This is a genomic window from Streptomyces sp. NPDC026377, assembly GCF_055567715.1.
In genome coordinates this window covers 428,475-451,111 of sequence record NZ_JBVHPV010000005.1, presented here as the reverse complement: position 1 = coordinate 451,111, position 22,637 = coordinate 428,475, and the positions used below count along the sequence as shown (strand labels likewise).

The 22,637-nt window shown below is 74.3% G+C and carries 14 protein-coding genes; 3 read left to right on the top strand and 11 right to left on the bottom strand.

Annotation, left to right across the window (positions count from 1 at the left end; all coding sequences use genetic code 11):
- Positions 1-83: 83 nt before the first annotated feature.
- The 5 genes from ACZ4MU_RS14460 to ACZ4MU_RS14440 all read right to left on the bottom strand — a co-directional run bounded on the left by ACZ4MU_RS14460 (position 84) and on the right by ACZ4MU_RS14440 (position 6,200).
- Complete coding sequence (locus tag ACZ4MU_RS14460) at positions 84-1,970, bottom strand: serine/threonine-protein kinase (protein ID WP_467875448.1); 1,887 nt, start codon at positions 1,968-1,970, stop codon at positions 84-86.
- Between the two features lie 62 nt (positions 1,971-2,032).
- Positions 2,033-3,082, bottom strand: coding sequence for a serine/threonine-protein kinase (locus ACZ4MU_RS14455; protein ID WP_467875445.1), 1,050 nt, complete (start codon positions 3,080-3,082; stop codon positions 2,033-2,035).
- A 68-nt stretch (positions 3,083-3,150) separates the two neighbouring features.
- Positions 3,151-4,407, bottom strand: coding sequence for a glycosyltransferase 87 family protein (locus tag ACZ4MU_RS14450; protein ID WP_467875443.1), 1,257 nt, complete (start codon positions 4,405-4,407; stop codon positions 3,151-3,153).
- A gap of 70 nt (positions 4,408-4,477) precedes the next feature.
- Positions 4,478-5,266, bottom strand: a complete 789-nt coding sequence (locus ACZ4MU_RS14445; RefSeq protein WP_467875441.1) for an ABC transporter ATP-binding protein — start codon at positions 5,264-5,266, stop codon at positions 4,478-4,480.
- Complete coding sequence (locus tag ACZ4MU_RS14440) at positions 5,259-6,200, bottom strand: ABC transporter permease (RefSeq protein ID WP_467875438.1); 942 nt, start codon at positions 6,198-6,200, stop codon at positions 5,259-5,261. The genes ACZ4MU_RS14445 and ACZ4MU_RS14440 overlap by 8 nt, the downstream gene beginning before the upstream one ends.
- Positions 6,201-6,418: 218 nt before the next feature.
- Between ACZ4MU_RS14440 and ACZ4MU_RS14435 the strand changes: the two genes are divergently transcribed.
- Positions 6,419-7,045 (top strand): TetR/AcrR family transcriptional regulator, encoded by a 627-nt coding sequence (locus ACZ4MU_RS14435; RefSeq protein WP_467875436.1) that lies wholly within the window; start codon positions 6,419-6,421, stop codon positions 7,043-7,045.
- 96 nt (positions 7,046-7,141) lie between these two features.
- Here the strand turns inward: ACZ4MU_RS14435 and ACZ4MU_RS14430 are convergent, their stop codons facing one another.
- From ACZ4MU_RS14430 to ACZ4MU_RS14405, 6 genes are all read right to left on the bottom strand, one after another.
- Positions 7,142-8,713: a hypothetical protein gene (locus ACZ4MU_RS14430; protein ID WP_467875433.1), complete on the bottom strand. Its 1,572-nt coding sequence runs from the start codon at positions 8,711-8,713 to the stop codon at positions 7,142-7,144.
- A gap of 58 nt (positions 8,714-8,771) precedes the next feature.
- Entirely contained in the window at positions 8,772-11,120 is a 2,349-nt protein-coding gene (locus tag ACZ4MU_RS14425; protein WP_467875430.1) for a bifunctional glycosyltransferase/CDP-glycerol:glycerophosphate glycerophosphotransferase, read from the bottom strand.
- Positions 11,121-11,242: 122 nt separating this feature from the next.
- Entirely contained in the window at positions 11,243-12,121 is an 879-nt protein-coding gene (locus ACZ4MU_RS14420; RefSeq protein ID WP_467875427.1) for a carbohydrate ABC transporter permease, read from the bottom strand.
- A gap of 97 nt (positions 12,122-12,218) precedes the next feature.
- Positions 12,219-13,589 (bottom strand): carbohydrate ABC transporter permease, encoded by a 1,371-nt coding sequence (locus tag ACZ4MU_RS14415; RefSeq protein WP_467875424.1) that lies wholly within the window; start codon positions 13,587-13,589, stop codon positions 12,219-12,221.
- A gap of 7 nt (positions 13,590-13,596) precedes the next feature.
- Positions 13,597-14,949 (bottom strand): ABC transporter substrate-binding protein, encoded by a 1,353-nt coding sequence (locus tag ACZ4MU_RS14410; protein WP_467875421.1) that lies wholly within the window; start codon positions 14,947-14,949, stop codon positions 13,597-13,599.
- Between the two features lie 453 nt (positions 14,950-15,402).
- Positions 15,403-18,969 (bottom strand): FHA domain-containing protein, encoded by a 3,567-nt coding sequence (locus tag ACZ4MU_RS14405; protein WP_467875419.1) that lies wholly within the window; start codon positions 18,967-18,969, stop codon positions 15,403-15,405.
- A gap of 407 nt (positions 18,970-19,376) precedes the next feature.
- Here ACZ4MU_RS14405 and ACZ4MU_RS14400 point away from each other — a divergent pair, with 407 nt between their 5' ends.
- Both ACZ4MU_RS14400 and ACZ4MU_RS14395 read left to right on the top strand, forming a co-directional pair.
- A complete protein-coding gene (locus ACZ4MU_RS14400) occupies positions 19,377-21,083 on the top strand; it encodes a serine/threonine-protein kinase (RefSeq protein ID WP_467875417.1) in 1,707 nt (568 codons plus the stop codon).
- A 282-nt stretch (positions 21,084-21,365) separates the two neighbouring features.
- On the top strand, positions 21,366-22,592 hold the full coding sequence (locus ACZ4MU_RS14395) for a serine/threonine-protein kinase (protein ID WP_358833504.1): 1,227 nt from the start codon (positions 21,366-21,368) through the stop codon (positions 22,590-22,592).
- Positions 22,593-22,637 lie beyond the last annotated feature (45 nt).

Here is a 22,637-nt window from a genome sequence, read left to right as displayed (position 1 = left end):
CCACGGGCGGGCGGACGCTTGTCGCGCGGTTCCCCGTGCCCCTGGCACAGCCGCCGCGCGGCGGTCCCCGGAGCCGTCCGTCCCTAGCGCGTCGCCTTCCAGAGCGTGACCGTGCCCTCGAACGTCGGGATGTCCTTGTCCGTGGACGGCGTCACCTTGGTGATCTTCCACATGGCCAAATTGCCCTTGGTGGTCACCGAGCACATGGTGTCGCCCGCCTTGATCAGATGGTCGTCGTTGAGCGCCTGCGCCGAGGCGGAGTTGGGCAGCGGGTTCTGCAGCGCGCCGTCGCGGCACTCCTCCGGCGTGGTGCCGTTCGCCTTGCCGAGCGCCTGCCTGAAGTCCAGCCGGTCGTCGCGCGCCTCGAACTCGGTGTTGTCGTAGGCGAGCTTGCCCGTCGGGTCGACCGCCGGCACATCGAAGTCGATCTGCGTGGTGGCGAGTGACTCGGGCGTACGCACGGTGATCGGCTTGTCCTGGAAGACCACCGTGTACGTGACGTTGGCGGGCGGCACCGAGACGTCGCCGCTCGGCGCGTCCGAGGGGGTGGAGACCACCGGGGACTGCTTCGGCGGGTTCTTGACGAAGGGCGACGACGAGGGGCCGCCGCCCTTGGCCTCGGCGTCGCCGTCGTCCTTCTGGGTGAACCACACCGCGGCGGCGGCGCCCGCGCCGACCGCCACGACCAGGGTGGCCGCCATCAGGACGGCACGGACCCGGCGCCGCTTCTTCCGCGGCGTGGTCGGCGCCGGGGCGTGGGCCTGGGGGTGAGGGGCCTGGGCGTGGTGGGGCTGACCCTGGGGGTGGGCGGAGGGCTGCTGCGCCGTGCCGTAGCCCTGGCCGTACGCCGTGTCGTACGGAGCGCCGTACGCCGTGCCGTACCCCGGCAGGGAACCGGTCTGGGGGCCCGTCTGCGGGACCGGGACGGAGGTGGCGGACGGGGGCGGGGTCTGCGGGGCCGTGTGCGGCGGGGCCGGGGGCATCGCCGGGGAGGCGGTGGGCGGCAGCGGGGGCGGGGCCGGGGCGGGCCTCGGCGGCGTCGCGGCCGCCTGCTCGCTGCGCGCGATCTCCGCCGCCATCGCCTCCGGCAGCCAGCCGCCGAAGTCGCGCAGGGCGCGCCTCGACGCCTGCTCGCAGAGCGGGGCGAGGTCGGCCGGGGTGATGCGCTGCGCCGGATCGGCGGTCAGGGTGCACTCCAGCAGCGGGCGCAGCTCCGCAGGGTAGCCGCTCAGGTCCGGCGGGCGGTGTGCGGAGTTGGCGATCTGCGCCGCCACGGTGATGGCGCCGCCGTCTCCGTACGGATGGCGGCCGGTGGCCGCGACGGCCGCGATCAGACCGAGCGAGAACACGTCGGTGGCGGAGGTGAGCGGCTCGCCCAGCGCGTGCTCGGGCGACATGTACTGCGGTGTGCCGATCATGCCGCCGCTCGCGGTGAGCTGGGTGGCGTCGGCCGCGCGCGCGATGCCGAAGTCGATCACGTACGGGCCGCCGGAGCCCAGCAGGACGTTGCTGGGCTTGAGGTCGCGGTGGATGACCCCGGCGGCGTGGACGGCGGTCAGCGCCCGGGCGGCGCAGCCGACGAGCTGGAAGACGGCGGGCAGCGGCAGCGGGCCGAACGTGGTCAGCGCGTCGTGCAGGGAGAGGCCCGGCACGTACTGCGTGGCGAGCCAGGGCTGGGCGCCGCTGGTGTCGTGGTCCACCACGGGGACGATGTGGTAGCCCTGCACCCGGCGGGCGGCCTGCACCTCCTGCTCGAAGCGGCGCCGGAAGTCGGCGTCCTGGCCGTACTCCCTGCGGATCACCTTGAGCGCGACCGGCTGGCCACCGCGGGTGTGCGAGAGGTAGACCGTGCCCATGCCGCCCTCGCCGATGCGGGCGAGGAGCTGGTAACCGGAGGTCTCGCGCGGGTCATCGGGTCCCAGTGGCCTGAGTGTGTCGCCGGATCTGCTGATGGTTCCTCCCCCGTCCATGGCACCCGACGTGCCGTCAACTCCTGCGGGCGCAGAGCCTACGCGGGCGGTCGCCGCCGGTACTACTCAGCTCCGGAACGCCCGCTCCCGCGCACGCGCCGGATGAACTCGGCCGCGTGGGCGTCGCGGACGGTCAGCGGCGCGGTCGGCGGCACCGCCAGGGGCGCGGCCGGGACGGTGGCCGCGTCCGGCAGGGCCATCCGCAGCCGGGCCGCCGCCTCGGTCGCGCCGATCGCGGCCAGATGCGGCGCGGGCAGCCAGCCGGCGAAGTCCAGCGGTCCACGGCCGGAGAGCCGACGGCACAGCGCCGCCAACTCCGCCGCGCCGGGCCGCTCTTCGGGACGGGCGGCCAGACAGAGCCGGAGCACCCCGCGCAGCGGTTCGGGGTACGGCGCGAGGTCCGGCGGCTCGCGGTCGGTGCCCGCGATGCGCGCCGCGACCGCGAGGGCGCTGCCCCGTCCGTACGGATGCTGCCCGGTGGCGGCGAGTCCGGCGAGCAGTCCGAGCGCGAACACATCGGCGGCGGGGGTGAGTTCGCGTCCGAGGGCGTGCTCGGGCGACATGTACTTCGGGGTGCCCACCAGTCGTCCGGTGGTGGTGAGCCGGACCGCCCCGGCGGCCTTGGCTATGCCGAAGTCGAGCAGCCAGGGCCCGTCGGCGGCGAGCAGCAGGTTGCCGGGCTTCACATCGCGGTGGATCACCCCGGCGTGGTGCACGCAGTCCAGGGCGCGGGCCGCGCAGGCGAGCAGGTGCAGCACGGCTTCGGGCGGCAGCGGGCCGTGTGCCTCAAGGGCGTCGTCCAGGGGGACGCCCGGGATGTAGCGGGTGGCGAGCCAGGGGCGGGGGCCCTGCGCCGAGTGGTCCAGAACGGGGGCGACATGCGCCCCGTACACCCGCTGGGCGGCCTCGACCTCGCGGGCGAAGCGGCGGCGGAACTCCTCGTTCTCCGCGTACTGACCGCGGATCAGTTTCAGGGCCACCGGCTGGCTGCCCCGGGTGCGGGTGAGGTAGACCGTGCCCATGCCGCCCTCGCCTATGCGGGCTTCCAGGACATAGCCGGAGATCTGGCGCGGGTCGTCCGCGCGCAGCGGCGGAAAACGGGTGTCGGACACCGCGATCTCCCTTCCCCCCAGGGCCTCTTGCGGTGCTGCCGAGGCCTTCGTGCCGATGGGGAACGAGACTATCGCGGCCCACTGACAACGGGCGGCGCGTTCGTCGCGGCCCACAGTCTGCGGCACGAGAGCAGCGCGGCGCCCAGCAGCAGCCCGTTGCGCAGGACCATCAGCGAGGTGCCGACCGCGGTCCCGGCCATGACCTGGTCGTAGAGGGTCGGGAAGGCGAGGGCGCTCAGGGCGGCGGCGGGCAGCATCAGCAGCGCCACGGGCCGCTGGCAGGTCTGCCGGGAGGCCAGGCACACGGCGGCCAGGCCCAGCAGCCAGACCAGGTACTGCGGACTGATCACCCGGCTGGTCACGGTGAAGAGCAGCACCGCGCACAGGGCCGCGTCCGCCGGAGTGGCCGCCGTCCAGCGGCGCGCCCTGACGCGCCACAGCAGCAGCCAGCAGAAGGCGAGCGCGGTCAGGGCCAGGGCGAGCCCGGCCACGGAGGAGACGTACGGGCCGGTGAACTCCATGGCGCCGTACCGGTAGACGACCCGGCCCGGCCAGCGCGCGAGGAGGTGCGCGAGCTGGAGGGCGGTGCCGCCGAGCGACTCGATCTGCACGCCCCGGCTGCCCTGCTGGCGCAGGAAGTCCAGGGTGTGGCTGAAGCCGAGGGCGAGTACGGCGAGCAGGGCGGCGGCCGCGCCGAGCGCCGCCGTCCACGACGCGCGCGTGGTGCGACCGCGCGGGGTGCCGATCAGGGTCAGCGCGGGCCACACCTTGACCAGCGCGCCGACCCCGGCGAGCGCCCCGCCCAGGCGCGGTCTGCGCCGTACGCAGAGCAGGGCGGCCACGGCCGGGGCGGTGACCAGGACGTCGTAGCGGCCGTAAGGGAGGTGGAGCAGCAGCGGCAGGCCGCCCACCCAGGTCCAGACGCCCGCCGCGCTGCCGCCCGGGCGGGCCCCGGCCCGTACGAGGGCCACGGTGATCAGCGCGTCGGCGGCCAGGGTGAGTGCGACGAACGCCTGGAAGAAGGTGAGGAACGGCAGCAGCGCGGGGGAGAGGATCACCGCGCCCGCGCCCGGCGGGTACTGCCAGGTGGGATCGCCGTATGGGAAGTGGCCGGAGGTCAGCTGCCCGTACCACTGGCGGTAGAGCACGTACACCTCGCCGCTGACCCCGCCGACGCCGAGGGAGTCGTCGACGAGGAGGAACAGCATCAACGCGCGCGTGGCGAGCCAGGTGGCGGCGAGGGCGGCGTACCGGGCGCGGCGGTCCGCGGCGCCCGGGCCGGGGGCGGTGGACGGAGCGGGGACACGCAGCTGCTGGGTCGTCATCGCCCAGAAGTTTAGACCGTTTTGGAATAATTATTCGTACCGGTGTGACCCTAATTTTTCCAGTTGTGCATTATTTCTTTCCGGTGTATTCCTCATACGCCTCGACCACCTCGCCGGCCGGGCCGTCCATCCGCAGGACCCCCGACTCCAGCCAGATCGCCCGGTCGCAGGTCTGCTTGATGGTGCCGTTGCTGTGGCTCACCAGGAAGACCGTGCCCGCCTCCGCGCGCAGCTCCTCGATCCGCTCCCGGCTGCGCCGCTGGAAGCGGGCGTCGCCGGTGGACAGGGCCTCGTCGATCAGCAGGACGTCGTGGGACTTGGCGGCGGCGATGGAGAACCGCAACCGGGCGCCCATCCCGGCGGAGTAGGTGCGCATGGGGAGCGAGATGAAGTCGCCCTTGCCGTTGATCCCGGAGAAGTCGACGATGTCGTCGTAGCGGTCCCGGACCTCCTGGCGGGACATGCCCATGGCGAGGCTGCCGAGGGTGACGTTGCGCGCTCCGGTGAGGTCGTTCATCAGCGCCGCGTTGACGCCGAGCAGGGAGGGCCGGCCCTGGGTGAAGATCCGGCCCCTCGCGGTCGGGAGCAGGCCCGCGACGGCCTTCAGGAGGGTGGACTTTCCCGAGCCGTTGGAGCCGATCAGGCCGATCGCCTCACCCTTGCGGGCGACGAAGCTGACGCCCTTGACGGCGTGCACCTCGCGGACGCCCGGGGTGGCCCGGCGGGAGGCGATCCGGCTGAGCGCCGAGGTGGCGCTGCCCCTTCCTTTGGAGGAGCCGCCGTTCACCTTGTAGACGACGTGCACCTCGTCGGCGATCACGGTGGGGGCGCCGGTCACGGCGGGAGTGCTGTCAGCCACGGCCGTACGTCTCCTCTGCCTTCCAGAAGTAGACGAACCCGGCGACGAGGGCGAGGAGCGCCCAGCCGCCCGCGACCGCCCACACGTGCGGCGGAAGCTGCTCCGCCTGGAAGCTGTGGATCAGCGCGAAGCGCATCAGGTCGATGTAGACGGCCGCCGGGTTGTACTGGAGCACCTTCACCAGGCCGTGCGGCAGCGAGCTGTGGGTCATCAGCTGCGGCAGGCTCCACATGACGCCCGAGACGTACATCCAGGTGCGCAGGACGAACGGCATCAGCTGCGAGATGTCCGGGGTCCTGCTGGCGATCCGGGCCATGGCGAGCGAGAGGCCCGTGTTGAACATGGCCTGGAGGACCAGCGCGGGCACGGCGATCAGCCAGGAGAGCGCCGGGTAGACGCCGACGGCGACCAGGATCATGGCGAGCGCGGCGATGGAGAAGAGCAGTTGCTGCAACTGCTGGAGCGCCAGCGCGACGGGCAGGGACGCGCGCGGGAAGTGCAGGGCGCGCACCAGGCCCAGGTTGCCGGTGATCGCGCGCGTGCCCGACATGATCGAGTTGGCGGTGAAGGTCCAGATGAAGACGCCGGTGACCAGGAACGGGATGTAGTCCGGGACGCCCTGCTTGGTGCCCATCAGGACGCCGAAGATGAAGTAGTAGACCGTCGCGTTGAGCAGCGGCGTCATCAGCTGCCAGATCTGGCCCAGCTTCGCCCCGCTGTACTGCGCGGTGAGCTTGGCGGTGGCGAACGCCGAGATGAAGTGGCGGCGCTCCCAGAGCTGGTGGACGTACTCCTTGAGCGGGGGCCGGGCGCCGCTGACCGTCAGGCCGTACCTGGCGGCCAGTTCGGCGGCGCTCAGGCCCTGGTCGGGGTCGGCGGGCCGGATGTCCCGCGCGGGTGCGGGCGGGGCCGGCGGTGCTGCGGTCTGGCTCACAACGGTCGCTTTCGACGTGGCTTCGCGGGCGGGCGTTGGTGGCGGGGGCGCCTGTTCCGGCGCGGCGCGCCGCCCGGCCGGGGTGCTCGGGAGGCCGGGGCGTTGCCGGGCGGTGAACCTGCGGTGACGGCGGGACGGGTCCGTATCGTCGTCACGTCGAGCGTAGGACGCGACGGCGTCGCAACGCAACCGTCTCGTCGTATCGCTATCCTCAAGACATGACCAACTCGGACGCCCCGGCCCCCGCCGGCCCCCAGCGCCGCGCCCCGGCCGGCGCCGCCGTGCTGCGCTCGGACGTGACCGAGGCCATCCGCAAGGCCGTGTTCGAGGAGCTGGCGGCGGTCGGGTTCGCCCGGATGTCGATCGAGGGCATCGCGCGCCGCGCCGGAGTGGGCAAGACGGCCGTCTACCGCCGCTGGAAGTCCAAGCTGAGCCTGGTCCTCGACCTGGTGTCCGCCTTCGCCGCCCAGGGTCTCCCGGTGCCGCACACGGGCTCGCTGCACGGGGACATCCGGGCGCTGCTGACGGTGGCGTCGATGGCCCTGCGCCACCCCGTCGCCTCCCAGGTGATCCCGGACCTGCTGGTCGAGTCCGTCCGGCACCCGGAGATCGCCGACGCCATCAAGGGGGCGTTGCTCGACGGGCAGAAGGGCGTCGCGGCGGTCGTCGTGCGCGAGGCCGTGGAGCGCGGCGAGCTCCCCGAGGGAGCCGACCCGGACCGCGCCCTGGACCTGATCGTCGGACCGCTGTACTGGCGGCTGGTGGTGGTCCGGGGCGATCTGCCACAGGGCTACCTGGACGATCTGGCCACGTCGGCGGTGGCGGCGCTGAAGGCGACGGGCTGAGGGGGCACGCGGTCGCGGACCGTGCGACGGGAATCGGGCAGGCGCGTCCCGTGAGGGGCCGTGGCGCGCCGGACAGCCGTCCTCCCGGCGGAGCGCTCAGTACGCGACCCGGGCCAGCACCTCGCCGCTGCGCGGGCTGAACGCGACCACCACCGCCTCCTCGGGGAGGCGTTCCTTCGGCGTGAGCAGCAGCCAGCGCACTCCGTAGCGCCGGGCGATGGCCGCGCGCGCGTGGCGGGGCGTCGAGGGGGACAGATAGCGCGTCACCGCCGCCTTGCGGCGCAGCCGTTCGGCCTCCGGGAGCGCCGGGTCCGGCCACACCGGGGCCACCAGGAAGGGCCCGTACCCGGGCAGGGAGCGCACTACGTAGTAGCCGTCCGCCAGAACGGTCTCGCCGGGCGGGATGTGCTGGGCGGCCCAGCCGTACGTGCCCCAGTGCGGGGGGCGCTCCACGCCCCGTACGCCCAGGCTCGGCGCCACCGCACCCGCCTGGGCCGAGACGAACCCCAGGCACGCCCCGGCCGCCGCGAGCGGGGCCAGCGCGCGGCGGACCGCCGACCAGGGGCGCGGCCGGGCCAGTTCGACGGCGAGCGCGACCTGCGCGGGCACCGGGGCGACGGCGAGCAGCCGGCCGTAGGTGTAGTGGCCGCTGGCCCAGCCGTACAGGACGACCAGCGCGAACAGCAGCGTCATCAGCGCCAGCGGGTCGCGCCGGTCGCGGCGCAGGCGCAGCAGCAGGGCGGGGCCGCCGAGCAGGGCCGCCAGCCAGTAACGGCCGGTCAGATTTTCATACAGAACCCTGTGCATGGGATCGATGCCGGTGTCACCGACGAGTGTGAAGATGTCGCAGTACGGCCAGGTCACGGCCACCGCGAACGCGCCCGCCCCCGCCAGCGCCCAGTGGACGGCCACCGCGCGGCTCCACGCCCCCTTCCGCGCGAGGGCGAGCCCGGCCGTGCCGATCACCGCGGCGATCGCGGTGATCGGGTGGACGAGGACGACCACGCCGGTGAGCACGCCGAGCGCGGCGTACTCCAGCGGGGCCGCCCGCCACCGGGCGGTCCGGGAAGAGCGTTCCGTCAGCCGGCCCGCCAGGGCCCAGACGTGGAAGGTGAGGCCGATGGCGAACGTGCTCGGATAGGACAGGTTGCCGGTCATCGACAGCAGACCGAGGAACCCGCTCCACCAGGTCACCGCGGTGCCCCACAGCACCGACGAGAAGACCAGGGCGAACACCGGCGCCCACGCGCGCGTGGAGAACAGCCGGGTGAAGCGGCCGAGCCCGGTGAGCAGGACCAGCAGGTTGAGCGGCCCGAAGAGCCGTACCACCACCCGGCCGGGCACCTCGGTGAGCTGCGCGAACACGCCCTGGACCACGGAGTACGGCGAGAAGTACGGGCTGCCCGCGCCCGGCAGGTCCGCCATCGGGTGGGCCGGGGCGAGCAGATCGGCCTTCAAACGCTCCACCACGGCGGCGTGCGTGCCCAGGTCGCAGCAGAACGGCACCCGCCAGGCCGCCGCCGACATCACCACCCAGAACACCCCGCCGAGCACGAAGTACGGCGTGACGCGCCAGGCGGGGGCCGGGGGCGGCGCGTCGTCGGGGCGGGCGGCCGCGCGCCGGGGTGCCGGAAGCCGGGCGGGGCCGGCGGGAGGAGAGGTGCGCACAGGTCATCGGTTCCGTGGGGGTGGTGATCCGCACCGGCATCGCGCGCCGATCACCCGATCAGCAGCCCCCGGCGTCGCTCGGTCGACGCGCCCCCGGGTCCGGGTCCAGGTCCGCGCCCGGGTCCAGGTCCGTACCCGCGCCCGGGTCCAGGGGGCGCTCCGGCGTGCCCCAGGCCTGCCCCGCCGGCTCCCGCCGGGTGGCGGCCGCGGCCGCCACCGCCGAGGGCGCGGGGCGGCGGTCCTCCAGGGGCACCACCGGCGGCCATCCGGTGCTCTGGCCGAGGAAGACCCGGCGCACCACGCGCTCCGCCGCGTGCCCGTCGTCGTACGGACAGAACCTGGCGCGGAACGCGGCCCGCAGCTGGGCCGAGCGGGAGCCGCGCCAGTGGCCGGTGGAGAAGATGTCGATCAGCTCGTCCTCGGTGCGGGCGATCGCGCCCGGCGGGAAGGTCCGCAGGTCGAAGTAGGTGCCGCGGGCCGCCTCGTAGGCCTCCCGGTCGTCGGCGTGGATGACGATCGGGCGGTCCAGATTGGCGTAGTCGAACATCAGTGAGGAGTAGTCGGTGATCAGCGCGTCGGCGGCCAGGCACAGCTGTTCGACCGACGGGTGCCCGCTGACGTCGATGATCCGCGGGTGCGCCTCCTCGGCCGGCGGCGCGCCGTACGCGGGGTGCGCGCGGGTGAGCAGGACGACCCCGGGGCCCAGCGTGCGGGCCACGCGTTCGAGGTCGAGGGGAAGGTACCGGCCGCGCGTGTAGTCGCGGTGCGTCGGCGCGTAGAGGAGGGCGGTGGCGTCGGCGGGGATGCCCAGGCCGTCGCGGAGCCGGGCCACATCGGCCGCGTCCGCCCGGTGGAAGACGTCGTTGCGCGGAGAGCCGTATGCGAGGGTGGTGCAGCGCGAGGGGTGGGTGCGCTCCCAGGTGAGGGTGGAGTGGAGGTTGGCGGAGAGGCCGTAGTCCCATCTGCCGCTGTCGGCGACCAGAGCGGCGAAGTCCGTCTGCCGGGCCGCCGCCGGACGGTCCATCAGGTCGAGTCCCATGGTCTTGAGCGGGGTGCCGTGATGGGTCTGGAGCAGCACCTGGCCCTTCCGCTTGACCAGCCGGTTGTCGAACGCCACATTGCTGACCAGGTACTTCGCCCGGGCCAGCGCCGTCCAGTACGCGAAGGTGTCCGGCGCCACCCGGGCGGTCGCGGGCGGCACGGTGTGCAGGTGCGCGGGCGCCGCCACCCAGAGGGTGCGCACCCGGGGCACCAGCTCGCGCACCTTCGCCTCGATCGCGGCCGGATGGCAGGCGTACCCCCTGTTCCCGTACGCGCTGAACACCGCCTCGTCCCGCACCGGCAACCGCCGCTGGATCCGGTAGTGCAGGTGGAGCACCCCCGAGCGCAGAGCGCGACCGAGGGCGCTCAGTGACCGTCCCGCGCGGGCGCGCGCGGCGCCGAGCGCCTCAAGGCCTCGGAACACGCGGTGGGCGCCGAGCCGCAGCAGGCCGTGCCGCACCCGAACGCGCGGGGCGCGCGGGTGACCGTCACGGACGTGGTGGCGGCGGTACTGGGCGCGGGCACGCCGGAAGAACTCGGCGCGACCGCCGCGCGACAACCGCGCCCGCGCGGTGAACACGGCCAGGAAGTGGTCGGCCATCCTCCAGAAGACCAGGGGGCGCAGCGGGGCGAGTTCGGGGCGCGCGTCGATGAACGCGAACACCCTCTCGTACTGCTCGAAGAGGTCGAAGTGGCGGCGGCCGGCCGTGGACAGCACGCTGCCGGGGCGGTCCTCCCGGTGGTGGACGCAGACCCGGTCCAGGGTGGTGAGCGTCTCGGCGGCCAGCAGCGCCGAGTACGTCCAGGGCACGTCCTCGTAGCAGCCGGCGGTGAAGCCGAGGCCCTGCTCCTCGATGAACCCGCGGCGGTACGCCTTGTTCCACACCGCGCTCGCCGACTGGAGCAGCCCCGGCCGGTCCGCGAGCCGGAAGGTGGCGGGACCGGCCTCGGTGAGCCGGCCGGCGGCCTCGTCGCGGACCTGCTCGCCCGACCAGAACGTCCGCACGTGGTCGTGGACCAGGACGTCCGGGTCCCCGGTCTCCTTGAGCCGGTCCGCCACGGCCTGGAGGGCGCCCGGGGCGAGGGTGTCGTCGGCGTCGAGGAAGACCACGTAGTCGCCGGTGGCGTGGGCGAGCCCGGCGTCGCGGGCTGGGCCCGGGCCCGTGGTGGCGGCCAGGTGCAGGGCGGTGACGCGGCGGTCACGGGCGGCGTGTTCGTCGATGATCGCGCCGGACGCGTCCGGTGAGCAGTCGTCCACCGCGATCAGTTCCAGATCGTCGTACGACTGGCTCAGCACCGAGCCCAGACAGCCGTGGAGATGGGCCTGGACCTTGTACACGGGAACGATCACGCTGAACCGGGGCATGGCCCGTAGAACGGCGGACGGCGCGGACGGGTTACGCCGGAGGGGCACCCGGGGTGAAGCCGTGGCGCACGCTTGACGCGGGGCGTCCCGTGAGCGCCGCCGGGGCCCGGGGCGCCGTCCGGCTACTTGACGGCGCCCGCCATCACCCCCGACACGAACTGCCGCTGGAAGGCGAAGAAGACGGCCAGCGGGATGACCATGGAGACGAAGGCGCCGGGCGCCAGGACGTCGATGTTGTTGCCGAACTGCCGTACCTGCTGCTGGAGGGCGACCGTGATCGGCGGGTGCTTGGAGTCCGCGAAGATCAGCGCGACCAGCATGTCGTTCCACACCCACAGGAACTGGAAGATGCCGAGCGAGGCGATCGCCGGGCCGCCCAGCGGCAGGACGACCCGGGTGAACAGGCGTACCTCGCCCGCCCCGTCGAGCCGTGCGGCCTCCAGGAGCTCCCGGGGGATCTCCGCGAAGAAGTTCCGCAGCAAGAAGATCGCGAAGGGCAGGCCGAAGGCGACGTGGAAGGTGATGACACCGACCGTCGTCTCGAAGATCCCGATCTTGCCGAAGAGCTTGGCGACGGGGACGAGGGCGACCTGGACGGGTACGACGAGCAGGCTCACCACGACCATGAACCACCAGTCCCGGCCCGGGAAGTCCATCCACGCGAAGGCGTATCCGGCGAACGAGCCGATGACGACGACCAGGACGGTCGCGGGCACGGTGATCAGCACGGTGGACAGCAGCGAGTCGGTGATCGTGCTGTTGTCCAGCAGGCTGGAGTAGTTGCGGAAGGTGAGCTGGGACGGCTCGGTGAAGACCTTCCACCAGCCGCTGGAGGCGATGTCGGAGGAGCCGCGCAGCGAGGACAGCAGCAGCCCCACGGTCGGCATCAGCCAGAACAGCCCGACCAGGACGAGGAAGACGCGCAGCGCCCCGCCGCCGGCCCGGGCGGCGATCCGGGCGGGCAGGGACTGCTTGGCCTTGACGACCCCCACGACTGTCATCGTTCGGCCTCCCGCCGCGTCCTGCGGATGTTGCTGTGCTGTCCCGGGGGGCGACCCCCGGACCCCCGGCAGGGGGTGGTGGTGGCGCGGGCCGTCGTCATCGTCGCGCCTCCCGTCGCATTCTGCGGATGTTGAAGAGCATCACCGGTATGACCAGGACCAGCAGCAGGACCGCGATCGCGCTGCCGACGCCGAGGTCCGCGTCCGTTCCGAACGAGGAGCGGTAGAGCTGGAGCGCCAGTACATTGGCGTCATCCTGGCTGGAGCCGGGCGCGATGATGAAGATCAGGTCGAAGATCTTCAGCACATTGATCATCAGGGTGACCAGGACGACCGCGAGGACGGGCGCGAGCAGCGGCACGGTCACCCGCCGGAACACCTGCCACTCGTTGGCGCCGTCCACCCGCGCCGCCTCCAGGAGTTCGCGCGGCAGCCCGGCGAGTCCGGCGGCGATGAGCACCATCGCGAACCCGGCCCACATCCAGATGTACGAGCCGATGATGGCGGGGGTGACGAGGGTCGGGCCGAGCCAGTTCACGCCGTTGTAGGGCTCGCGGAAGTTGCTGCGGGGCAGCCGCAGCCTCGCCCCGTCGGCCTTGGCGGGCAGCGTGAAGGTCCCGTCCGCGCGGGCGCTGGTGGTCGCGACGACCCGGCCGTCCCGTACGGCCTCGATCTTGAGGCCCTTGAGGCCCAGCTCCTTGGAGTCGATGGTGTTGGGGGTCCCGCCGCCCCCTTTGGTGAAGTCGAGCCAGGCGGTACCGGTGATCCCGCCGGGGCCGGCCGCGGCGGGCCGGGCCGGCTTCGCGGACGACGGCATCTTCTCCGCGGGCACCCCGACGAGCGGCAGCAGCGCGCTCCGCCCGGCGCGGACGGCGTCCTTGGTGACGAAGGAACCGTCGCCGCCCGGCCCCAGCGGGGCCGCGGGCAGCGGACGGGCCCGGGGGAACCCGGCCGACTCGGCGAAGGTGTCGTGCACCCCCACCCAGACGGCGTTGGCGACGCCCCGGTCCGGGTCCTGCTCGTACACCAGCCGGAAGATGATCCCCGCGGCGAGCATCGAGATCACCATCGGCATGAAGACGATCAGCTTGAACGCCGTTCCCCAGCGCACCCGTTCGGTCAGTACGGCGAAGATCAGTCCGAGGGCGGTGGCGATGGTCGGGGCGCAGACCACCCAGATCGCGTTGTTCTCCACCGCCTTCAGGATGGTGTCGTCGGTGAAGAGCGTCTTGTAGTTGTCGATCCCCGCGAAGCCGTCGCCGGACCGGTCGAAGAACGAGCGGTAGACGGAGTACCCGATCGGATACACCACCAGCGCGCCCAGCAGGACGAGCGCGGGCAGCAGGAAAGCGGCGGCGAAGTAGACGCGCGTCCCGGTGACGCTCTTGGCGGTCCTGCGGCCGGGCGGGGCCGACGGGGGAGGTGGCGAGGCGGGGGAGGCGGGTGAGGGGACCGGCGCGGTGGTCATGACCGGGTCAGTTCTTGTACGCCGCGGCCGCGTCGGCCTCCAGCCGGGCCTGGGCGCCGCTCACGTCCTTGGGGTTCTTGAGGAAGTCCTGGAGGTCCTTCCACTCGCCCTTGCCCGGTGTGCCGCCGAAGGACTGCGGCGCCTGGTCGGACATGTCGAACCGCACGTCGTCCCCGGCCGCGATCAGGGCCTTGGCGATGTCCCGCTGGACGTCGTTGGGGTACGCGGCGAGGTCGACGGCCTTGTTGGGCGAGATGTACCCGCCCGCCGCGGCCCAGACCTTGGCGGCGTCCGCGGAGGCCAGCCAGGTGAGCAGGGCCTGGGCGCCCTTGGTGTCCTTGAGCGCGACGGCCGCGTCCCCGCCGGTGACGACGGGTGCCTTGGCGCCGACGGCGGGGAAGGGGAAGACCTTCGCGTCCGTACCGATCTTGGCGCTGGTCTGCGCGATGTTGACGCCGACGAAGTCGCCCTCGAAGACCATGCCCGCCTTGGGCTGGTCGCCGCCGGTGAAGGTCTGGGTGACGGAGGCGGGGAACTCGGTCTGCAGCGCGCCGTTCGCGCCGCCCGCGATCAGGTCGGGCTTGCCGAAGAGCTGGCCCAGGGTGGTCAGGGCGTCCTTGACGGACGGGTCGGTCCACTTGAGCCGGTGCTTGGCCAGCTGGTCGTACTTCTCCGGACCCGCCTGGGAGAGGTAGATGTTCTCGAACCAGTCGGTGAGGGTCCAGCCGTCGGCGCCGCCGACGGAGACCGGGGTGACGCCGGAGGCGGAGATGGTGTCGGCGGTGGCCAGGAAGTCCTTCCAGGTCTTGGGGACCTGGGCGCCTGCGGTGTCGAAGACCTTGGTGTTGTACCAGACCAGGGACTTGTTGGCGGCCTTGAAGTACACGGCGTACTGGGTGCCGTCGACCGCGCCCAGGTCCTGCCAGACCTTGGCGTAGTTCTTGGTGAGCTGGGCCTTGGCGTCCGGGCCGGCCGGCTTGACCCACTTCTTCTGCACGGCCTGCTGGATGGCGCCGACCTGCGGCAGCATGGCCACGTCGGGCGGGCTGCCACCGGCGATCTTGGTGCCGAGGAAGTTGACGATGGGGTCCTGGGCGGGGACGAAGGTGACGGTGGCGCCGGTGCGGCTCTCGAACTCCTTCAGCACTTTGACGAAGTTGGCCTGCTCGGGGCCGGTCCATACCGCGGCCACTTCGATCTTCTGCCCGTCCAGGCGGGGGAGGGTGACGGTGGCCGCCGTGCCGGACTTGCCGGGGGCCGGTTTCTTCTCGTCGTCCTTCTTGTCGTCGCCGCAAGCGGTGGCGGTGAGGGCGAGTACCCCGACGATGGCTATTCCGACCAACTTCCGGCCTGTACGCATGAGTCTGCCGCCTCCCGCTCACCGAGGTCGTCCCGTCCGGACAGTCCTACGCCGGGTGCGGGGGCCCCGCAATAGCGCGATCGCTGTCAACTGGATGATCGTGATGGGGTCGTGACGTGGGGTCGGCTCCGCTGGGGGTTGCCCGGGGTTTGTCTGCGGGGTGGTGTGTGGCTGGTCGCGCGGTTCCCCGCGCCCCTTTTGGGCCGGTGCTTCGTCTGCGGGCCGTCTGTGGCCGGGCGCGCAGTTCCCCGCGCCCCCAGGTGCCCAGGGGCGCGGGGAACAGCGCGAGCAACCCAGCACGGTCCGCAGACAAAAGAAGGAGCCCGGGGCGCAGCCCCGAAGGGGGCTGGGCGTAGCCCGGAGTGGAGGCGGGGCGCAGCCCCGAGGGTGGCGGGCCTTCCGCCCGGAGTGGGGGTGGGCGCAGGCCGGGAGGCGGGGGCGGGCGCGAGGGGGCTACAGGGTTGCCGGGGTTGCGGCCTGCACCACCCGCCCCGCCCTCTCCAACGCACTCGCCAGCAACGCCAGATCCGTAGGCCCGTTCCCCAGCTCCCGCACCGGGCGCCGGGTCGGCGGGTCACCCATCCGCTCCCACTCCAGCGGCACCACCGTCGGCCGCAGTGTCGCCGTGCGCGGTATCCGGCCCGTGACCCGGCCGCCCTGGAACGGCGTCACCGAGCCGTCCGGCCCGAACAGCCGCCCCCGCCCCGGCGACGGCTCCTCCGGCGACGGGGCGAGCGGGGGCGCGTCGAGCCGCACCACCTGCCGTACCCTGCGCGCCAGCTCCGTCTCCGCCGTACGCTCCGGGCGCGACGACGTCGCCACCAGGTGGACCCCCAGCCGCTCCCCGTCCCGCGCCACCGCCTCCAGCGCGCGCACCACCGACCCCGCCGCGGGCCGCCCGGGGCTGCCCAGCGCGGGTGCGAGCAGCGCGTCGAAGTCGTCCACCAGGACGAAGAGCCGCGCCGGCCGCGGCGGCCCCGCCTCCGTACGCGTACGCCCCAGCGGGCGCAGCCGCAGCGTGCTCGTGGACGGCGTGTCCTCCTCGCCCCGCTGCTCACCGGGGGCCGGCGGCCGGGGGCTCCCCACCCGCCCCGCCACCTCCTCGTCCCCGTGCGCGGACTCGTGCCCGGACTCCTGCCGGGCGAGCCACTCGGTGAACCCCAGGTCCCCCAGCAGCTCCGCCCGCCGCTTCAGTTCCGCCCCCAGCGCCTGCGCGAACTCCCGCATCCGGACCGGGTCCGATGCCACCAAGTGCGTGGAGACATGGGGGAGTTCGGTGCAGGGGCGCAGCCCCTCGCCGCGCTCCCCGCCCGCCCCGTCGACCAGCACGAGCGCCAGCCGGTCCGGCCGCGCCCCCGCCGCCAGCGACGCGGCGACCGCCCTCAGCAGCTCCGTACGCCCGCTGCCCGCCGGGCCCTCGACCAGCAGATGCGGGCCCTCCGAGGCGAGGTCGACCCCGACCGGGCCGCGCGGACCGGTGCCGAGCACCGCCGCGCCGTCCGGCGCAGACTCCCAGCGGGCCATCAGCGACGCCGGGGTGGCCCGCGCCAGGCCCAGCTCGTCGAGCAGCCGGGACGAGGGGGGCAGCGCCACCGGGGGCCGGCCGGGCGCGGCCGTACCGTCGCCCGCCCGCAGTGGCGCGAGCGCCCGCGCGAAACGCTCAGCCCAGGCCACCGACACCGCGTCGACCGCCGCCAGCGTGCCGTGCCCGGCCGGACGCCCGCCCGCCGTGCGCAGCAGCCGCAGCGCCGTGGCCACGTCCCCGCTCAGCAGCGCCGCCGCCCCGCACTCGCGGAAGGGGAGCGAGACCGCGCACGCCGACTCGTACGTCGCCTCCACCGGCGACACCGGCGAGGCCGGCGGCGTCTCGGCGAGGCAGAGCAGATGGATACCGGCCGCGCCCCCGGCGCAGGCGAGCCGGGCCGTCGTCTCGCGTAGCACGGACGAGCCGGGGTCACCGTCGACGATCACCACCGTGTACGGACCCGAGTAGCGGCGGGTGGCGTCGGCCACGGCCGCCGCGTCGGCGGAGGCCCAGCCGGGGCCGAGCGGGCTGTCGTCCAGGCGCCGGACCAGCTCGGTCGTCCGGGCGGTGGCCTGCTCGCGGTCGTACGCCAGGAGCAGTCGGCAGTCCTGGCCGTGCCCGGGGCGCACATGCGGGAGCCAGCCCAGCCAGCCCCACTCCGCCGTACGCGTCTGGAGACTGCGGCCGCGCTCGGTACTGATGAGGACGATCTCCAGATCGGCCGGTGCGTGCAGCGCGGCGAGCTGGGCCACGGCCGCCCGCGCCAGCCCGTTCAGCCTGGCGCGGGGCCCGGCGAGCCCCAGCGAGCCCACCTCCCGCAGCCCGACGGTCACCGGCACGGCCACCAGCTCGCCCCGGTCCGCCGTCCCGACCCGGATCGCCAGCTCCTCCGGGTGCCCGGGGCGCCGCTCCCACAGCCTCGGCCCGGGGCCGAGCGCGGTCAGCAGCAGCGCGGCCGGGTCGGGCCAGCGCTCGGGCGCGGGCGGGGCGGCGCCCGGCGCCACGGCGGCGGTCTCGGCCGGCGCCGGTTCGTCCACGGACTCGGGCCGCCCGCCGGTCAGCCGCCGCGCCCAGGCCCCGATCCCGCCGCGCCGCCGCGCGGCCGTCCCGTCGTCCGCGCTCGTGTGCTCGTGCTCGGGGCTCTCGGGCAGCCGCGTGCCACGGGGAGGCGTCCCGACCCGCCGACTGACGGCGGGCCCGGGCCCCGTCCCGTACGACTCACCCTCCGGCCCGCGCCCGTCCCGGTACGGCACCCCCTCCGGCCCGGGGCCATGCCCCCGACTCCCGGACCGGGCGCCGTAGCCCTGATTTTCCGACCCAGGCCGGTGTGCCTCGCCCCCGGGCCCGGGGCCGTAGCCCTGACCCCCGGGCCCGGGCCCGTACGCCTCGCCCCCCGGCCGGGCGCCGTAACTCTGATTCCCCGGCCCGGGGCCGTACCCCTGGCCCCCCGGCCCGAGCCCATACGCCCCCCCGGCCCGCCCAGGGCCGTAACCCTCACCCCCGGGCGCGAAACCGCCGCCCTCACCGCCGCCCTCCCGGGCACCCCCCCGCGCCCCCGACACGCCGCCGTACGTGCCGAACCCGCCCTCCGTAAGGCCCCGCCCCGCCTCCCCGGACGTCTCGCCGCCGCCCCGCGCATGCGGGCGTCCGCCGCTCTCCCTCGCGTCGGCGGGTACGGGGCCGCCCGGCACCGGTGCGCTCCCCGTGCCATGGGTCGTCGGTCCGGGTGCGGCGGGGGCCGGCTCGCTCGACGCGCGCGGGGACGGCACCCGGGCGGCGGAACCGGGGCCGGGTGCGAGCGGCGCGGCCTCCCCGGGCCCGAGCGGGGCCGGGGAAGCCGCGGGGGTCACCCGGATGTGGCCCTCCCCGTCCGGCGTCGTGGGCAGCGGGCGCGGGGACGGGGCACCGGTGCTCAGGCGCAGCGCGGACTCGCCGAGGCGCAGCAGCGCCCCCACCGGCAGCCGCACCGGGTGCGGGCCGACCGGGGTGCCGTCCACGCGCGTGCCGTTGGTCGAGCCCAGGTCGGCCACCGAGACCCGGCCGCCCTCGCCGACCGTGACCGCGCAGTGCAGCCGGGAGACGTCCGGGTCGTCCAGCGGGACGTCGGCGTCCGCCGAGCGGCCGACGCGGATCTGGCCGCCGTGGAGCAGATGCACTCCGCCCGCGTCCGGCCCCGCCACGACGCACAGGCGCGCGCGGGCCGCCTCCTCGTGCTCCTCGTACGCGTACGTCGACGAGTCGGACGGGGCGGAGAGGGACAGCACCGCCCCGTCCACCAGGGGCGGTTCGCCCAGGACGCGGCGCTGGAGGTCGAGCCGCTCACGGCCCGCGTAGAGCACGACCGTGCTCGACACCTCGGAGCCGGACGCGGCCGTGGCGAGGCCCGAGGCGACGGCCGCGAGGGCGGTCCCGGCGGGCGCGGTCACGAGCACGTCGCAGGCGCGCGCGGCAGCGTGGCCGCTGCGCGGCGCGAGGACGGTCAGCCGGATCTGCATCGCCTCGGCGGTCCCTTCTGCGCGGGGGTGCCGGGCAGGGAGGGAACGGCCCTTGTGATTCCCCCCACCAGGCACACATGTCGTGCTGAGGGCATCCTCGCACCTGCCACTGACAACACGCCCGCCACCCACCTCCAAGTGATCTTGAATGATCGGCTCTCGACGCGAATGTGGCCGCAAAGTGGCCGGTTGCGCACCTCGGCGGAATCGTTCACCCCGCTCCGGCACGGCCGTTCGGCAACCTTCCGTGCGACGGCGGCGTCTTCCCTTCGAACAGCGGAAGCGTGTGGTCCGTGCCGCCACGGCCGCCGCCGAAGCCGTGGTGACAGCCGTCGGCACTACAGTGGGCGGCCCGGGGGACACCCGAGGAGACCCGGATCCAGCCAGACCAGCAGGGAGCGCATGACGTGCGGCCGGTAGGCAGCAAGTACTTGCTCGAGGAGCCGCTCGGACGCGGTGCCACGGGTACCGTCTGGCGCGCCCGCCAGCGTGAGGCGGCGGGCGCCGAGGCGGCCGTGGCCGGCCAGCCCGGCGAGACCGTCGCGATCAAGGTCCTCAAGGAGGAGCTCGCCCACGACGCCGACGTCGTGATGCGGTTCCTGCGCGAGCGGTCGGTGCTGCTGCGCCTGACACACCCCAACATCGTGCGCACCCGCGACCTGGTCGTCGAGGGTGATCTGCTCGCCCTGGTCATGGACCTGGTCGACGGCCCGGACCTGCACCGCTATCTGCGCGACAACGGGCCCTTCACCCCGGTCGCCGCGTCCCTGCTCACCGCGCAGATCGCGGACGCGCTCGCCGCCAGCCACGCCGACGGCGTGGTCCACCGCGACCTGAAGCCCGCCAACGTCCTGCTCGACGAGCGCGACGGCGCCATGCACCCGATGCTCACCGACTTCGGCATCGCGCGCCTCGCCGACTCCCCGGGCCTGACCCGTACGCACGAGTTCGTGGGCACGCCCGCGTATGTGGCGCCGGAGTCCGCCGAGGGCCGTCCGCAGACTTCCGCCGTCGATGTCTACGGCGCCGGAATCCTGATGTACGAGCTGGTCACCGGGCGTCCGCCGTTCGCCGGGGGCACGGCTCTGGAGGTGCTGCACCGGCATCTGAGCGAGGAGCCGCGCCGCCCCACCACCGTGCCCGCCCCGCTGTGGACGGTCATCGAGCGCTGTCTGCGCAAGAACCCGGACGAGCGGCCGAGCGCGGAGAACCTCGCGCGCGCCCTGCGCGTGGTGGCCGACGGCATCGGGGTGCACTCCACCCCGGCCCAGGTCGAGGCGGCCGACGGCGTCGGCGCGCTGCTCGCGCCCGACCCGGCGCCCGCGCCCGTCCCGGACACGCCCGGCGCGGCCGACCCGACCCAGGTGCTGCCCACCAACGCGGGCTCGTACGACCCGAACGCCGCGACCTCGTACCTGCCGCACACGCCCGGCGCCGCGGACCCGACCGCCGTCCTGCCGGGCCGGGGCGCGGCCGACCCGACGGCGGTGCTGCCGCCGGTGCCGCAGGGGCAGAACCAGTTCGGCGCCCAGGGCGGCCCCGACCGCCCCGAGGAGCCGCACCCCTGGCAGTCCCAGCTCCAGGCGGCCCGCGACCGCAACGAGCAGACGCAGGTGCAGTACCTGGACCCGGAGCAGGACCCGCTGCGCCGCCGCCCGCACCGCCAGGCGCAGCAGCCCCCGCAGCGTCCTCAGCAGCAGCGCCCCCAGCAGTACGCACCGCAGCAGCAGCCCCCGCAGTACCGGCAGCCGCAGCAGCCCCAGCCGTACGCGCAGCAGCCTCCGCAGCACCAGCAGTACGCGCCGCCGCCCCAGCACCAGCAGCGTCAGCAGTACGCGCCGCCGCAGGCGCCCCAGCAGCCGCAGGCACCCGCGCCGCGCGAGCCCCGTGAGCCGCGCCGCCGCAGCGCCAACCCGATGCGGATTCCGGGGCTCGGCTGCCTCAAGGGCTGTCTGTTCACCCTGGTCCTGCTGTTCGTGGCGGGCTGGCTGATCTGGGAGCTCACCCCGCTCCAGGACTGGGTGGCCGAGGGCAAGAGCTACTGGCAGGCGATCGGCGACGCCGTCTCCAAGGTGTCGGGCTGGATCGGCGACCTGGGCGCGAAAGCCAAGTAGCCGCGGCGCAGGCGGCAGGCGGCAGGCGGCAGGCGGCCGGGCAAGCAAGCAGCCCGGCAAGCCAGCAGGCGGCCGAGCGGGACAGAAGTGCCGCTCCGGCGGAAACGTGAGGGCGGGCCGGTCCGGGGACGGAGTCCCGTACCGGCCCGCCCTTTCCGCACCCCGCACCACCGACTTCGTAGATTTGTCGACTTCTCAGGGGTGATTTCCCGCTCGGAAGTGAAGGTTGGCGTCCGGGCCGCGTAGCCTCGGCGTGCACAGCCAGCCGCTGAGGGAGCAGTCTTGGCACGGAATATCGGCAGCCGGTACACCGCCCACCAGATCCTGGGGCGGGGCAGCGCCGGCACGGTGTGGCTAGGCGAGGGCCCGGACGGGCCCGTCGCCATCAAGCTGCTGCGCGAGGACCTCGCCGCAGACCAGGAGCTGGTCGGCCGCTTCGTCCAGGAGCGCACCGCGCTGCTCGGCCTCGACCATCCGAACGTCGTGGGCGTGCGCGACCTGGTCGTCGACGGCAACGACCTCGCCCTGGTCATGGACCTGGTGCGGGGCACGGACGTACGCACCCGGCTCGACCGCGAGCGCCGGCTCGCGCCCGAGGCGGCGGTGGCCATCGTCGCGGACGTGGCCGACGGCCTGGCAGCCGCGCACGCGGCCGGGATCGTGCACCGAGACGTCAAGCCCGAGAACATCCTCCTGGACATGCAGGGCCCGCTCGGCCCGGGTGGCGCGCACCCCGCGCTCCTGACCGACTTCGGCGTGGCGAAGCTGATCGACACCCCGCGCCGCACCAAGGCCACCCGCATCATCGGCACGCCCGACTACCTCGCCCCCGAGATCGTCGAGGGCCTGCCGCCGAGGGCGGCGGTCGACATCTACGCCCTGGCGACCGTCCTCTACGAGCTCCTGGCGGGCTTCACCCCCTTCGGCGGCGGCCACCCCGGCGCGGTCCTGCGCCGCCACGTCACCGAGACCGTGGTGCCGCTGCCCGGCATCCCGGACGAGCTGTGGCAGCTGATGGTCCAGTGCCTCGCCAAGGCTCCGGCCTCCCGGCTGCGCGCCTCGGAGCTCTCCGCCCGGCTGCGCGAGCTGCTGCCGCTGGTGGCCGGGATGCCGCCGCTGGACGTGGACGAGCCGGACGCCGAGGAGCCCGAGGAGCCGGTGTACGAGGAGCCCGCCGCCCCCTCCGGCAGGCCCCGCAGGGGCGCGGTGCCGCTGGTTCCGGGCGCTCCCCTGGACTCCAACCGCGACACCCACACCAGCATGCGCGTCCCCGGCCCCGACGAACTGGCCGGCGGCCCCCTGGGCACCGCCCGCGCCCCCCGCCCGGCGGGCACCCCGCGCCCGGGCTCGGCCCGGCACCGGGCGGACCAGCTGCGCCGGCGGCGGCTGATCCTGGGCGCCTCGGCGGTGGTGCTGACGGCGGCGGTGGCCGTCGGCGGCTGGCTCGCCACGTCGGGCGACGACGACAAGCCCCCGCAGGACTCCAAGCACTCGGCGCCGGCCCCGTAGTCCCTGGTCCGGACGCCCGCGGCACGGCGCGGGGGAAACGTCCTT

Bases quoted from the DNA above. Each gene is read 5' to 3' on its own strand.
- ACZ4MU_RS14460 (WP_467875448.1), bottom strand. From the start codon at position 1,970: ATGGACGGGGGAGGAACCATCAGCAGATCCGGCGACACACTCAGGCCA.
- ACZ4MU_RS14450 (WP_467875443.1), bottom strand. From the start codon at position 4,407: ATGACGACCCAGCAGCTGCGTGTCCCCGCTCCGTCCACCGCCCCCGGC.
- ACZ4MU_RS14435 (WP_467875436.1), top strand. From the start codon at position 6,419: ATGACCAACTCGGACGCCCCGGCCCCCGCCGGCCCCCAGCGCCGCGCC.
- ACZ4MU_RS14425 (WP_467875430.1), bottom strand. From the start codon at position 11,120: ATGCCCCGGTTCAGCGTGATCGTTCCCGTGTACAAGGTCCAGGCCCAT.
- ACZ4MU_RS14420 (WP_467875427.1), bottom strand. From the start codon at position 12,121: ATGACAGTCGTGGGGGTCGTCAAGGCCAAGCAGTCCCTGCCCGCCCGG.
- ACZ4MU_RS14415 (WP_467875424.1), bottom strand. From the start codon at position 13,589: ATGACCACCGCGCCGGTCCCCTCACCCGCCTCCCCCGCCTCGCCACCT.
- ACZ4MU_RS14410 (WP_467875421.1), bottom strand. From the start codon at position 14,949: ATGCGTACAGGCCGGAAGTTGGTCGGAATAGCCATCGTCGGGGTACTC.
- ACZ4MU_RS14405 (WP_467875419.1), bottom strand. From the start codon at position 18,969: ATGCAGATCCGGCTGACCGTCCTCGCGCCGCGCAGCGGCCACGCTGCC.